The 14,339-nt window shown below is 56.2% G+C and carries 16 protein-coding genes; 14 read left to right on the forward strand and 2 right to left on the reverse strand.

From position 1 onward, the window contains the following. Nucleotides 1-22: 22 nt before the first annotated feature. On the forward strand, nt 23-802 hold the full coding sequence (locus ACWORE_RS04570; protein ID WP_406605788.1) for an HAD hydrolase-like protein: 780 nt from the start codon (nt 23-25) through the stop codon (nt 800-802). A 73-nt stretch (nt 803-875) separates the two neighbouring features. Here the strand turns inward: ACWORE_RS04570 and ACWORE_RS04575 are convergent, their stop codons facing one another. Beyond that, nucleotides 876-2,648, reverse strand: coding sequence for a formate--tetrahydrofolate ligase (locus ACWORE_RS04575; protein WP_455302883.1), 1,773 nt, complete (start codon nt 2,646-2,648; stop codon nt 876-878). Between the two features lie 44 nt (nt 2,649-2,692). On the opposite strand from ACWORE_RS04575, the gene ACWORE_RS04580 reads away from it, so the two are divergent. The 13 genes from ACWORE_RS04580 to ACWORE_RS04640 all read left to right on the forward strand — a co-directional run bounded on the left by ACWORE_RS04580 (nt 2,693) and on the right by ACWORE_RS04640 (nt 13,466). Beyond that, the gene (locus ACWORE_RS04580; RefSeq protein WP_455302885.1) at nt 2,693-3,007 is read left to right on the forward strand and encodes a DMT family transporter; all 315 of its coding nucleotides are present in this window, start codon (nt 2,693-2,695) and stop codon (nt 3,005-3,007) included. A 397-nt stretch (nt 3,008-3,404) separates the two neighbouring features. Further along, a complete protein-coding gene (locus ACWORE_RS04585; protein WP_455302886.1) occupies nt 3,405-3,869 on the forward strand; it encodes a phage terminase small subunit in 465 nt (154 codons plus the stop codon). Between the two features lie 3 nt (nt 3,870-3,872). Continuing rightward, nucleotides 3,873-5,165 carry a hypothetical protein gene (locus ACWORE_RS04590; protein ID WP_455302888.1) on the forward strand — a complete coding sequence of 431 codons (1,293 nt, stop codon included), beginning with the start codon at nt 3,873-3,875 and terminating at the stop codon, nt 5,163-5,165. A 319-nt stretch (nt 5,166-5,484) separates the two neighbouring features. After that, nucleotides 5,485-6,930: a phage portal protein gene (locus ACWORE_RS04595; protein ID WP_455302889.1), complete on the forward strand. Its 1,446-nt coding sequence runs from the start codon at nt 5,485-5,487 to the stop codon at nt 6,928-6,930. A 34-nt stretch (nt 6,931-6,964) separates the two neighbouring features. Next, nucleotides 6,965-7,333: a hypothetical protein gene (locus ACWORE_RS04600; protein WP_455302890.1), complete on the forward strand. Its 369-nt coding sequence runs from the start codon at nt 6,965-6,967 to the stop codon at nt 7,331-7,333. Beyond that, nucleotides 7,311-8,849, forward strand: coding sequence for a Gp37-like protein (locus tag ACWORE_RS04605; protein ID WP_455302892.1), 1,539 nt, complete (start codon nt 7,311-7,313; stop codon nt 8,847-8,849). Before ACWORE_RS04600 ends, ACWORE_RS04605 begins: the two co-directional genes overlap by 23 nt. Nucleotides 8,850-9,108: 259 nt before the next feature. Further along, nucleotides 9,109-9,774, forward strand: a complete 666-nt coding sequence (locus tag ACWORE_RS04610) for a glycoside hydrolase family 25 protein (protein WP_455302894.1) — start codon at nt 9,109-9,111, stop codon at nt 9,772-9,774. 57 nt (nt 9,775-9,831) lie between these two features. After that, complete coding sequence (locus ACWORE_RS04615) at nt 9,832-10,284, forward strand: hypothetical protein (protein WP_455302896.1); 453 nt, start codon at nt 9,832-9,834, stop codon at nt 10,282-10,284. 49 nt (nt 10,285-10,333) lie between these two features. After that, nucleotides 10,334-10,696, forward strand: coding sequence for a hypothetical protein (locus tag ACWORE_RS04620; protein ID WP_406605778.1), 363 nt, complete (start codon nt 10,334-10,336; stop codon nt 10,694-10,696). After that, a complete protein-coding gene (locus ACWORE_RS04625) occupies nt 10,693-10,977 on the forward strand; it encodes an HNH endonuclease (RefSeq protein WP_296106141.1) in 285 nt (94 codons plus the stop codon). The genes ACWORE_RS04620 and ACWORE_RS04625 overlap by 4 nt, the downstream gene beginning before the upstream one ends. A gap of 105 nt (nt 10,978-11,082) precedes the next feature. Beyond that, nucleotides 11,083-12,171, forward strand: a complete 1,089-nt coding sequence (locus ACWORE_RS04630; RefSeq protein WP_406605777.1) for a GDSL-type esterase/lipase family protein — start codon at nt 11,083-11,085, stop codon at nt 12,169-12,171. 169 nt (nt 12,172-12,340) lie between these two features. Continuing rightward, nucleotides 12,341-13,228, forward strand: coding sequence for an SGNH/GDSL hydrolase family protein (locus ACWORE_RS04635; RefSeq protein ID WP_455302899.1), 888 nt, complete (start codon nt 12,341-12,343; stop codon nt 13,226-13,228). A gap of 34 nt (nt 13,229-13,262) precedes the next feature. Further along, nucleotides 13,263-13,466 carry a hypothetical protein gene (locus tag ACWORE_RS04640; protein WP_455302901.1) on the forward strand — a complete coding sequence of 68 codons (204 nt, stop codon included), beginning with the start codon at nt 13,263-13,265 and terminating at the stop codon, nt 13,464-13,466. A 404-nt stretch (nt 13,467-13,870) separates the two neighbouring features. On the opposite strand, the gene ACWORE_RS04645 is transcribed toward ACWORE_RS04640, so the two are convergent. Beyond that, nucleotides 13,871-14,125, reverse strand: coding sequence for a hypothetical protein (locus ACWORE_RS04645; protein WP_455302903.1), 255 nt, complete (start codon nt 14,123-14,125; stop codon nt 13,871-13,873). Nucleotides 14,126-14,339 lie beyond the last annotated feature (214 nt).

The following is a 14,339-nucleotide window of genomic DNA, read 5'->3' on the forward strand; positions in this document are numbered from 1 at the left end:
GCGAACCTGTTAGGGTTCAGGCATGCCCCTCCTTGTATGCGATATTGCTGGCACCACCATCGACGAAGGCGGAGTCGTGTACCGCCAATTGCGCGAAAGTGTGGAGAAACAAGGCATCACTGTCACGCCTGATCAGGTTAACCAGGTCAAAGGAACGGAAAAGCGCAGCGCGATTATCACGCTGCTGAGCTCCGGCGGTTTCACCCCATCGGAAGAGACCGTCAACACTGCATACAATGATTTCCTCGAAGGGCTGCAGACCGAATACACCAATAACCCGCCGACGCCTATCCCCGGAGTGGAAAAGCTTTTACGGGAGTTCCAGCGCAAGGGCGGAAAAGTTGCGCTGACCACCGGATTTCAGCGTTCGATTGCCGAGATTGTCCTCTCCGCGGCTGGGTGGGGTGCCCGTGCTCTGTCTATGGCTCCGGATGAAACGACCGTATCGTCCCGACTTATCGACGACGCAGACAACGCTCCATTCTCCGTCGACACACTGGTAACAAGCGACACTGTGCGGGCGGGACGCCCCGCGCCGTACCTCATTCATCACGCCATGGAGCTCACCGGCGTGACGAACGTCGCTGAGGTGATTTCTGCGGGCGACACCACCGCTGATCTTGACGCCGCCACGAATGCAGGCGTGCGCGGAGTCGGCGTTCTCACGGGGTCGCTATCACGTGATGTTTTAGAGGCCCGCCCACACACCATTGTGTTGGACTCGTTGGCTGACCTGGGCTCATCGGAGTCGGTGTCAGCTCTCAACGCTGCGGGCGAAGCCGTTACCGAACTCAATGGTTAAACCGAAACGCTAAACGCGGGAACCTCGCTTCACTCCGCCGCACAGCCCGGGCCCTCGACCATACCCAACGCCTCTAAAACAGCCCGGTAATGGCTCCGTCGTCGGTGACATCGATCTCCATGGCGGCCGGGTGCTTCGGCAGCCCCGGCATCGTGAAAACTGTTCCGGTGAGGGCCACGACGAATCCGGGGCCAAGCTTGGGTATCAGCCGTTGGACATGCAGCGTGTGATTCTTCGGCGCGCCGAGCAGCGACGGATCGTCAGAAAACGAATACGGAGTCTTGGAGATACACACCGGCAACGTATTCCACCCGTGGCGCTTCAGCTGAGCCAGGTCTTTACCGGCTTGCTGAGAGTATTCGACCTGCTCAGTGCCATAAATGTCGTATGCAATGGTCGCGATGCTCGCCTCAACACCCTCTTGCGGATCATAAATACGCGTCCGCGCTGCACCTGATTGGCTCGTGTCGGTGCGCACCGGATCGTCCGCCAAAGCCTCACGAACCTGGGTCACCAAGTCAGCGGCCCCGGCGCCACCTTCACCCCACACATTCGCTACGGCCACGCGAAGTCCATGGTCGTCCGCCCACTCCTTGATAGCCGCGAGTTCCGCGTCGGTATCAGTCACGAACTTATTGACGGCCACGATCGGCTGCATTCCCAGCCGCCGCAATGAGGCACAATGGCGTTCCACGTTGGCCAGACCGGAACGCACGGCCTCCACGTTCTCGTCATTGAGGTCACCGCGTGCCACACCGCCGTTGTATTTCAGCGACCGAGCAGTCACCACAATGACAGCCACGTCAGCAGCAAAATCGCCGGCCACCGACGCAATATCCGTGAATTTTTCCGCACCCAAATCCGCGCCGAAACCGGCCTCCGTCACCACAACATCAGCCAGTTCACGTGCTGCGTTAGTCGCGATAACGCTATTGCAACCATGCGCAATATTCGCGAACGGTCCCCCGTGGATCAGCGCCGGTGCCCCACCCAGAGTCTGGACAAGGTTCGGCGACATCGCGTCACGCAAGAGCGCAACAAGGGACCCCTCCACACCCAAGTCATGCACGAACACCGGATCGTTATCCCGCGTGTAGCCGATGAGCATACGGCCAAGCCGCTCCCTCAAATCGGCGAGATCCCGCGCTAAGCACAGAACCGCCATCACTTCACTGGCCGCCGTGATATCAAAACCGGCTTCGCGTGGCACGCCGCCACCTTTGCCGCCCAAACCAGTGATGATGTTTCGCAGGACACGATCGTTCACGTCCAGGCACCGTCGCCACACAATCTTTCGTGGGTCAAGATTCAGCGAGTTCCCCTGCTGGACGTGATTATCGATCAGCGCGGCCAACGCATTATTAGCCGACGTGATCGCGTGCAGATCCCCCGTGAAATGCAGGTTGATGTCCTCCATGGGGACGACCTGCGAGTATCCCCCACCCGCAGCGCCACCTTTCATACCCAGCACTGGCCCCAACGACGGCTCCCGCAAAGCAGCCATCGCTTTCACACCGGCCGACGCCAACCCGTCGACCAGACCGATGAGGACAGTTGATTTGCCCTCCCCCGCGGGCGTCGGAGACATGCCCGTCACCAGGACAACCTTCCCCTTCGTTGCACTCTGTGCTAACTTTCCGACGGTCACCTTGGCCTTTGTCGTTCCATAGGGCACCGTAGCTTCTTCGGGGATGCCGGCACGCCGAGCGACGTCGGCAATAGGTTCTAAGTGATGAGCTTGAGCGATGGACACGTCGGAAGGCTGGCTTTTTTCATGACCAGACGAGGACGGATTCGAGGGTTTTTGTTCAGGTGCAGACACGGTTCCCAGAATACCTACGGCCATGCCTACCCGAGTGCGGATGAAGAAAAAGAGAGGTAACGGACACCATGGCGTGGATCATCCTGATTGTCTCTGGCCTATTCGAGACCACCTGGGCCGTAGCGCTCCACGAGTCGCAGGGGTTTTCTCGGCTCGTGCCCTCCGTCATTTTTGTCATTGCCGCCGCGCTGAGCATGGTGGGACTATCACTGGCGATGCGCGATGTCCCCGTCAGCACAGCCTACGCGGTATGGGTATCCATTGGGGCCGTTGGCACCGTCGTATGGGGAATGTCGACGGGGCAAGAGACGGTCTCCGTGCTCAAGATCGTGTTCCTGTGCATGATCATCGGCGGTGTGGCAGGACTTAAAGCAACAAGTTAGCACCTATTTCAGTATCTGTCGCCCCATCACCATGCGGCAAATCTGGTTCGTTCCCCCATAGATCTGCGTAATTTTTTTCATATTCTCAATTAACCTTCTACTTTATTGTTTTTGCTGGTCAGAGGATTATATCAATTCTGATTATTTTCATTAAAACGGTGGCTACGGGACCTCGTGCGGACTTTTTGCGGACTTTTCACACCTCACCACAGCCCTAAAAACACAAAACAGAACCGGTACGCACAGCCACCCCGACGCAAACCCCTATATGTAAAGAAATGGCCTCGGGCTGAAAAGCCCGAGGCCACTCTCCCCCCTAGCGCAGCTGCAATACCAACATAGCACACTGTAATCGAACGCGCATACGAATAAAATAACCCACAATGGAGGTAAACCTATGCCAGGCCGAGGACCAGCACCCAAAAACCCGAAAACACGTGCGAGAAGAAACGAACAAAACATCCCACAACGAGAAATCGTCGTCTCCTTCGTCCCCCAACCCGCACCCGAAGACATCTACGGAGACACCAACCCAGCGACCCAGCAACCCTGGACAGACCAAACACTCCAATTCTGGTCCACCCTCGCCACCTTCCCACCGCTAAAAACGCAAGGCCTCCAACAAACACAATGGCTCGATCTCGCCCGGACCATGGTTATCGATGATGCCTTCAACCGAGGTGACACCCGACTAGGCCCAGAACGACGGCTACAGCTCGCTCAATACGGCATCACCCCCGACAGCCTCGCACGCCACCGCATCACCATGGCCACCGCCGACGAAGCAGAAGACAAACGCCGCGCCTCACGCGCCGCCGCCGACGTCCGAGGCCGCTACCACAGCCTGAAAGCAGTTGACTAACCGATGCCATTTAAACCCAACGAAGCCGGGGAATTCCCCTCTCTCGGCTGGGAATGCCTAGCCTGGATAGAAGAAAACCTCGCACAGCCAGATTCTGCCGAATACCGGCCACTCATCCTGACCCCAGACCAAGCCAACTTTCTCATCCACTACTACAGACTGGCCCCAGAATCAGGACAACGGCTCTACACCCGAGGAATCTTTTCTCGATCCAAAGGTTCCGGAAAGTCCCCGCTGATGGGAGCAATTGGAGCGCTCGAAGCCCTCGGCCCCGTCTGCTTCGGTGGATGGGACGCAGCCGGACAACCAGTCGGAATCCCCTGGTCTGAACGTGTCACACCGCGTGTCCAATTCGCAGCCGTCAACGAAGACCAGTCAAAAAACGCCTACTGCCCCCTACTAGAAATGCTCCGCGACGGCCCAGCCATTAATAACTATGACATTGATCCTATGGAGAGCTTCATAGCGCTACCTCGTGGACGCATTGAATTCATCACCTCTGGCGCCCTATCAAAAGAAGGCGGTAGGCCAGTATGGGCAGCACTCGATCAGACGGAATCATGGACACGCTCAAATGGTGGTGTGGCACTAGCTAACACCCTGCGACGCAACCTCGGAAAAGTTGGGGGCCACTCTATTGAAACACCGAATGCCTTCCGCCCTGGGGCAGGATCGGTAGCAGAAAAAACGTTTCAAGCTGTTGAACTTGAAAAACAAGGAAGACTCAAGCGAGAAACCATCCTGGTTGACCACCGTGAAGCACCAGCCGATACTGATCTTGCCGACCACGACTCACTATATGAGGGACTGCTCTACGCCTACGGAGACTCAGCACGTGACAACGGCGGCTGGGTAGACATCGAACGGATTATTACTGAGATTTGGGACCCATCGACCGACCCGTCCGATGCCCGCCAGTTCTACCTCAATCAGATAGTGTCAGCTTCCGACTCGTATCTGTCTCACCTCGAGGTAGACGCCATCGAAGACCGTGACAAGGCTATCCAGCCAGGCGATAAGATCGTGCTCGGTTTCGACGGCTCACGAGGCCGCATGCGAGGGAATGCTGACGCCACTGCTGTGGTAGGGATGCGCGTCTCAGACGGACACCTTTTCGAAGTTGCAGTCTGGCAATCGCCCACACCTCGAGACCCAACTTGGCAACCAGACGCAAAACAGGTCGATGCCGTAATCCGAGGATGCTTCTCCCGCTACCGAGTGGTGGGAATGTATTGTGACCCGTCCGGGTGGGCTGAGCATGTCTCAAGCTGGGAAGCTGATTTCCCCAAAAATTAAAAGTTCGAGCAACATCTGAGCACCCCATGATGGCGTGGCCACGTGGGAAAACCGCTTCAGTGTATCAATCACTGACTCAATTCCGACAAGCCGTTGTCCACCGCGAAATCAGCTACGACGGAGGCCCCTATCTAAGAGCCCACTTGCTTAATGCCCGCCGTCGAGAAACGCGAACTGGATATTTGCTCTACAAATCATCGCCAGAATCGGCTGATAAAATCGATGCAGCATACGCAGCGGTCATGGCCTATAAATGCTATCTCGACGCTGTATCACGGGGGATAACGAAACATAAAAAGAAGAGGGGGTCATTTGTCCTATGATCGAGGGACTAACGCACACTGAAGACGACATTCTAAGCCTACTGAGCAGTCAGGTCGGAGCACACCGAGCCACCAACGAGCGACTTGCTGCCTACTATGACGGTACACACCGAGTCCGGCGAATCGGTGTGGCTGTGCCACGAACCCTCGGAGATATTGGGGTGGTGTCAGGCTGGCCAGCAACAATTGTCGATACCTACGGCGACCTGTTACGCATGGACGGTTTTATCTCCCCCGACTATACCGACCAGATGCGCGCCATCACCCGACGATTCAATGTTCCGCTGCGCGTCTCGGAAGCCATCTTGGACATGCTGATCTTTGGGCTGGGCCTGCTTGCCGTCGAACCAGATACCACAGGCCAATTCCGACTACGCTCAGTCTCCCCTCTGTCCGGGTCACTGCTGTGGGATGACGCTACCAACAACCCGGTGGCTGGCTACCGCCGCTCCGGGATTGATTCACAAGGTCGATACCGCGAAGTTCTTTACCTGCGCGGGCAAATCATTATCGTTTTACGCGATACAGCTCGAGTTCAATCCGTCCAACGATACCCCATACCCAATAACCGTTTCCCCATGGTCAGGTTGCGCAACCGACTCCGCACTTCTCACTGGTCAGGGCAATCAGAAATCACACCAGCCGTGCAATACCTCACCGACGCAGCCGCCCGCACCCTGGAAAACATGGAATACAATTCCGAGTTCTATGCCTCACCTCAAAGGTGGGCTACGGGGGCCTCACCCGAAGACTTCGGCTACGACCCCGACGGCATGTCTGAATTTGACCGCGTAGAGATGGGATGGCGCACTTCCATCGGCAAAATGCTCGTTGTCAATGGCGACGAGGACGACCAAAAACAGCCCAGTGTCGGACAATTTGCCTCCTCACCCCCGACCCCATTCATCGAGCAGGTTAGGGCCTATTCCCAGCTCATCGCCTCGGAATCGAAAATCCCGGCCCAGTATTTCGGATTCATGACCCAAAACTCGCCATCGGGTGATTCCATCCGTGTGTGGAAAGAGCAGCTTATTCGCGCCTCAGAGATTAAAACCGAGCTGATGAACCCAGATTTAATCGCGCTGGCGCAAGTGCTTACTTCACTGACTGAGTTTGATGATCAGGTAGAGATAGATCGGTTAGCTGATGGCCTCGAAGTGGATTGGCGAGACCCGGCTACCGCGTCGAAAGCCGCAGATGCTGACTGGGCGCTTAAACTTCTCTCTGCTGGTGTCCTCTCCCCTGATTCTCAGGTCTTGCTCGAAAACCTGCATTTCTCTGCTGCTGATCGTCTGCGAATTGAGCAGGAAAACCGGGGGAAGCGTCTCTCTGCTCTAGCTAAGGTCATGGCTGCATCCAAAAAGGACAGCGACCAATCCAGCTCCCCCAACAACACTGAAGACGAAGAGGCTGACACGGAACACAACCCCCTCTCCCGATGAGAACGCCAACCAAGACGCGAAAGAGGGAAGATAAATGGCCACCGTGGATGTTGAACACCCGTGGACATCGATTACCCCAGTGGTTGATCAGATTACGACGCTGGCCATTCGTGAACTCAACATGGAGGCCGCTACCATCCCTGAGATCACTGACAACCAGGGCTACCCGAGCCACACAGCCTGGGCCACTATGCGGGGCGTAGCCTGGACGCGGCCAATCATGCCGGGGGATGCAACCGCAGTGGAGTGCCGCCATTGCCAAGTGCTGTGGCGGAACCGTTACTTTTCACCATGGGCACAATCAGGGGGCATAATTTCTAATGCAGGAACATCAAGTAACGCAAATGGCCGCGATTGGTCAGAGGCGACGGGACGACCGTATGCCGTTCGTCTATTTGACTGACAAATATTTGACCCCACAGGTCGTCATCAGCGGCTACATCTCGCTGAAGGCCTCGGATAAAGTCAACGATGCGGGCACTGTCACTCTCGAAGTCCCAGCAGACCACCCTATGGTGGATGTACTTATCCCACCGCTAGCCTTCGATGGTGACCCCAACTCGGCTCTACGGAAGCTCACCGACATACAACAATTTCTCGTTGTTGAATATGGGCATACACGCTACACGTATTTCGTCGACACGATCGTCGACCACAGTCAGCGCACCAACCCGACTGTCGAGATCAGTGGGTCCTCCATCTATGAAATGACCGACTATCTTGTCATGGAATCCAACCCCATGTCGGTTAAGGCACTCCAACCTAAATATATGGATGTGCGGGCCGGGGACTCACTTCGGGTAATAAAAACGTTCATCCTCATGAATTTGCGCAGGCTCTACCAGTTTGACCTTCTCCCTGATCCTGACCCCTGGTCCCCGATCGCATGGAGGGATTATGCAGATTGGCCGATTATGGTCAATCCTCTACATCAATCAGTTGATACTCCCTGGACAGTACTTGCCGCACGCTTCGACTCACTAGCCGACCTGACAAAAGAAACCTTGGAGGCCGCTGGCCTCAGGCTGACCATTACTCTGTGGATGCCGTGGGATCGGCAGCCCTTCCCCACTCACACACGCCTGTGGAAACCCACTTTTATTGTCGATGTCCTCCCCGTTACAGCCGATTCATCCGTCGCTGGCCATATCCGCGAGGGGGTCAAGAATATCGAGCGCAAGTGGGACCCTGAAGACAACATATCCACTGTCGGCATGTCTTCACGTTCCAACCCGGATGGCTATAAGCCTTGGGTCATACTACGCCCGGCCCACATCGCCTATGCCACTGCGGATGTGACCATCAGCCGCGCAAAATACGCTGATGTCACCGTTGGTGGGAAAAGTCCAGGTGCGATTAACCAACTCCTAAAGCGAACAGCAGCTTCATTTGTCGGCGGCGCCATCGCCGGGGCGAAAACAGCATGGCCTGGACATGATAAACAGTTAGATGATCTCCAGTCCAGGCTAGAGAAGGCTGGGGAAAAGCTCACAGAGGATAAGCTGCTGGCCTTTACCCACCACCAGGCAACACGGCGGGCGCGCTATCTTGGCCCCTACCGGCGTCGTGAACTCGTCGCATCTGGTGAGGGCTTCACGGTCGAGGGCGAACAGCAAGCGTTTGAGGCCCTCGCTAAGGGAAAAGGTGGACTCTCGGCGGCGTTTAAGATCACCAATGAATGCCCCTACTCTCTCGGCTACGAGGTGAATGTGGGGGATCAAATTGGTGTTGAGTGGCGAGAAATGGTGCTGTCCACATGGATAGATGAAGCCACAATTACGTGTAAGGATGGTCACCCACCTGAGGTAGAACTGGCCGTTGGTGAAGCAAAAGCTCGCCGTCCTGCCCTACAACAGCTCAATGACAACCAAAAGCACATCTCGTCAGTCACGAAGAGGCTAAAGACGCTTATAGGATAGAATATAAGTTCGAACTGGTAAACTTTATTTTGCATAATCCACGGGGGCGAGCATATGGGGGTATGTCTTAGCGAAGAGGCTCCTGACGGCGCGTGGGTGGTTGGACGACCTCTACTCAACGCAGTCAACGAGACTCACGCATTGTTTTTTAGCCAAGGCGACTACATGACAGGACGATCGGTGATGGAATCACTATCCCCGACACTGCACACGCTATTATCGAATAAACGTTCGACAGGCAAGTAAAAGAGGGGTAACTATGCCACTGTACGGACTCGATGTCTCTGAACATCAAGATGGAATGTATCTACACCGCGCACAAGCCGAGGGCTATGACTTTGTCATCATCCGACTCTGCGACGGCACCTACCGAGACAAGATCTTCGGCTCCCACCTTCAAGACGCCGAAAGCGCAGGTCTGATCACGTCGGCGTACTGGTATCTCCGCTCCCCCTCAGAGGGAAGCACCATCGCCCAACAAGTCGACGTTATTGACCAACAAATGGGAGGACGCCGCGACCTCGGCGTATGGATCGACGTCGAATCAGTCAGTAGAAACCACCAACTACTACTCACTGGCGACGACGTATGGGCCGCCAAACGCGAACTCGAATCACGCGGCTACCACGTACCCGGCATCTACTCCGGTGCCTGGTACTGGGAAAACATGCCAGGTGGTGAACCACCCATGGACGGACTCGGTGCACTCTGGGTATCCAACTACGGCTCCAACGGCTACGGAACCGCCGCCCAACTCTACCCCGGCGACACCGACCGCCGATGGAACTATCCACTCGGCAACCACGCCCCCGACATCCTCCAATACGGCTCCAACTGCCATGCCGCCGGCTACCCCGGCGTCGTCGACGTCAACGCCTACCGGGGAAGCCACGACGAACTCCGACACCTGTTCACCGGCAACTAACCACCCCCTAGCGCAGCCACCACAATCCTGACCGCGAACCACGTAGAGGATCACACCATGGCTAAGCACAACATCCCACACATCAACAATATTCATCCAGGCGAATTCCACCTCGACCGAGGCATCACCCACTCACCCTGGTACCTCAGGCAAGTCGTCTACACCACCGCAGGGATCATCGGGCTAGCCGTCACCGCCCTCGGTATTGCCACACCAGGACAAGTCAGCGACTGGTTCCAAACCGCCGCCGGCATCGCCGCAGCTATCAGCGGCGCACTCGCAGCCGTCTCCACTGGAGAGCACTCCGACTATCGCCCCACAGGGCGCCCGAAAGACGCAGAAACCCAACCCGGCGACAACAACACACTCCACGCCCCACAAACACCCCCATCACCGCCCATCACCTACGCCCCCACCACACCCAACAACGACACCTACCAGCCACCACGCCCCACCATCACACCCCAAGGCGGAACACCCGGCCACCCCACACCAGCCCCCGAACACTAACCCCGGCCACACACCCGAAAAAACACCAACTAACCACACAGGGGGCACTATGCACGGGCCACTCACCACCCTCCTCATCACAGGAGTCTCCAGCGCCATCGCAGGGCTTGCCTCATGGTTCGCCGCCATCACCAACACCCACGGCAAAGAAAAAGTCGCCAAAGAACAAACACGCTACCCCGAATGGAAAGCATTCGTCGACGCAATCCAAAAGGAAACCGAACGCACCAAAAATGAACTCACCGGAAGAATTAACAACCTACAAACCCAAGTCGACACCCTCCGTGAACGAGTCAACACTCTTAGCAACAAATACGATGCTGCCCTCGGCCACATAGCCGAATGGCGCCGCGCCCACCCCGACGAAATTCCCGACAGGCCAGCCCCCGCCGCCATCAAACACGACCTATGAACACACACAACCCGAACAAACCCGAAACGCCCCGACACCTCCGCACACACATACGGCAGCGAGACCACTACACCTGCCAGGTCTGCGGAGCCCCCGGCAAAGAAGTAGACCACATCATTCCCACCAGCCAAGGCGGCACCCACCACCCCACTAACCTGCGAGTTCTCTGCCACACCTGCCACAGCCGCAAAACCACCCAGGAAACACGCGCAGGAAAACGCGCCAAAGACCAGCTCCTGCGCTTACCCGCCGAACATCATCCCGGAGTGACATGGAGGTAGCACCGAGTGAGGGGCCGCCGACAAATTGTATTTTGTGAAAAGCCGAAGTAATCTAGCTTTCCAATCTGGTACCTAACCAAAGTAACGACCGAATGCGGGGAGATAATGAAGAAGAGCAAACTGGCAGCCACTACCGCATCACTGATCGCTGGGACTGCCCTAGCCATATCCATGTTCCCCGCCCAATCAGCACCACTGGGTAGTGATGATCGCCAGCTTCCCACGTTTGACTTCAACCGGCTCACTCAGGCGGACCTAAACCAAGACTACGATCACCAACAGCCACAACCGGGAAACCTGGTCACTTTCGGTGATTCCATCTTCGCAAACCCCACGGCTGGTGATGCTGTGTTTGGTATCGCAAGTAGAAAAATACCTGACCAAACCGTAGCTAAGACCATTCGACGCGCCGATCCCAACATAAACCCCCAGGGCTGTGCACAGGGCCAACCAAGCATTCCTAAAAACCTCGCGGCCGACCTTGGCGTTCCCCTCAATGACTACTCATGCCCAGGTGCCACGGTCTACCACGAAGGGAATAGTGCCTCGCCATCATCCCCTGGTCAGCAAAACGGTAACACTTTAGCCACCCAGGTGGAACATGCTATTCAGGACAACACCCTTAACCCAGACACCCGGTATGTCGCGATCCAGGGCGGGTACAACGACATATACAATAACTACCTCAAACCAAGTGGTGAGCTCCCCTTCGACGAGCAGCTCGCTCAAGCTACTAATCAGCCCACCCAAAAAGCAGCTTTTGCCGAAGCTATGGATGCCGTCCTTAATCGGATTAAAGAGGTAGCCCCCAACGCACAGATTAAAACCATCGGCTATCACACAATCACCGAGGACACCCCCTCCGGCTGGCAATGCCTGTACCACGTAGGCGAAGGAACCGAAGCGAACAACAAGTGGGACATCACCTACGCGTTCCCCGTCTATTGGGACACACGTGGCGAAATCAACACTAATAATTGGCTAAGAGAAGCCGCTGACCGCCATGACGGCGTAGAGTATGTAGACACCAGAGAGTTCTCCAAGGACCACGGCGAATGCGCCGCCCCCGAGGAGCGGTGGGTAGGTGGCATCCTCATCGACACCACCACCGGTGAACATAACCTGGCGCTTCACCTCACAGACACCGGCATCGATCAAGTTTCCGGCCATATCGCGTCCAACTACCAAAGATAGGGATATCCCCGTTGCTCATCGACACAAAGAACCCCGATAGTTTTCTGACACAGACCTTCTACAGCGGATCAGTTTTACTCGACCGTTCTATAGAAGCAACGATCGGATTCCTCGAACAAAACCTCCCCGCTTTCCTAGGCAACCTCTCCCAACTCTGGTGACCAGTATCATGCATGCGCTAAGCAAAAAGGCCACAGCAGCTTTCGCAATCACTGTCATCCCCGCGACATGTCTTGCCTATACCAATAGCCCGGCTCACGCCGATGCCCCCAACGCAGGAGACAAGTACGTCGCTTTAGGCGATTCCTACGCAGCAACTGGGACTGTCAGCAAGCGAACACCTAATGCTAGTTTCGCTTGCGTCCAAGACCAAGACAACTATCCCCACCAACTCGCCAACAAGCTTGGCCTCAAACTCGACGACGCTAGCTGCAGCTGGGCGTTCACCGCGCAATACGACCAACCACAAAACCACGCCCTACCGGGCACAGCCCCCACCCCCCAAAAAGAACACCTCACACAAGACACCAAACTCATCACCATCAGCCTCGGCGGCAATGACGCCGGACTAGCTGATGTCTTCCTCGAATGCTTCTCCCGCATCCACATACCAGGGCTACCAGACTGCAAAGACGCTGCAGCCCCCGTAGTAGACGCGAAAATCAATAACCCCGACCCACAAGGCCGAACCCTCCACCAACGCCTCGTCGACATCGCCAACGACGCTCGACAACGCTCACCGCACGCAAAGATAGTATTCACCGGCTACTACACCGCCGCAATGAAAGACTACCGATGCATCGACGACGGCTTCCTCTCCGACAACGACCGCGCATTCCTCGAACAATACGTGGCAAACATCAACAACGTCATCAAATCCGCCGCCGAAGAGGCCAACGTTACGTACGTCGCCCCACCGAACCAACCCGACGGATGGTGCAGCCCACCTAACGAACGCAACTCAAGCTACTTCGGAATCCCCGAAGGCAGCCTCACCGCCCACCCCACCCACACAGGACAACAACGAATGGCGGATTCTATAGCCAACCAAATCTAGCCCCCTGACGAAAAAGCCTTGGAAGGACAATACGATGAAAAAGGCAACGCTCATATCCCCTATTTTTTGCTGCGCGCTAGCAATGAGCGCCTTCTTCACAGCACAAGCGGAACCTAACGACCCCGCGCCACAAGACACCCAACAGCAACCACCTTCACCAGGGGAATTCCAAAACCAACTCCCCTCCCCACCACCCGAACCGGAAGACGGCAAAGACCTCATCACCATCGGCGACTGATTCACCGCCAACGGCCCCACACCAAACCCCCTCGTACACAACTACAACACCCCACCACGCCAACCAGACATCGGACCAAACGGCTGCAAGCAAGACAAAGAGAACTGGCCCCGATTAGTCGCACAAGAAAAACAATGGTCCTTCGCCGACTACTCATGCAACGGAACAGAGGCAGCACAAGTAGCCTTCTACCTAAAGAAAGCGGTCGACAACAAAGACCTAGGCCCCAACACAAAGAAAGTCATCATCTCGTACGGCGCGCTCCAAAAACGAGAACACTTCAAAACAGCAATCCAAACCCTCAACCTCCCCGACCTCACCCCCAACCTCTACGCCGCATACCTCAAATCCATTAAAAACTGGCTCCCCAGCGTCGCGCCAAACGCCGAACTCCTCACAGCCAACTACCAACCACTCAGCGCACCCGGCGACCACATCTGCCCCGCCACACCCCAAGCCAACAACCCAATCCCCCTCTTCATCCCCTTCATCAACAAAGCCGAAGAGACGCTCAACAACAACATCACAGCATCAAGCCAGCAAGCCGGAATCCGGACGATCGACATCCACAACGCAGCCAAAGGCCACGACACCTGCAACCCCGACGACAACGAACGATGGACCGCCGGATGGTGGGCACCAACCACAACACAAAACATGGTCTACCACCCCACCATCACCGGAACCCATGCCGTCAGCAAAATCGTCACCGACCAGCTCTAACACAACCCCACGAGCCCCACAGTCGAGGTAAACACATCTTTCTCCAAAGCGATCAGTCGCGGATCGCTTATAACGACAGGTGAAAGATAGTCAGCCTATGTAACGCAACCGAACCCCACATGAACGACTCTTCCGCATGCAACCATGTGT

This window comes from Corynebacterium sp. c7Ub_26, assembly GCF_053760365.1.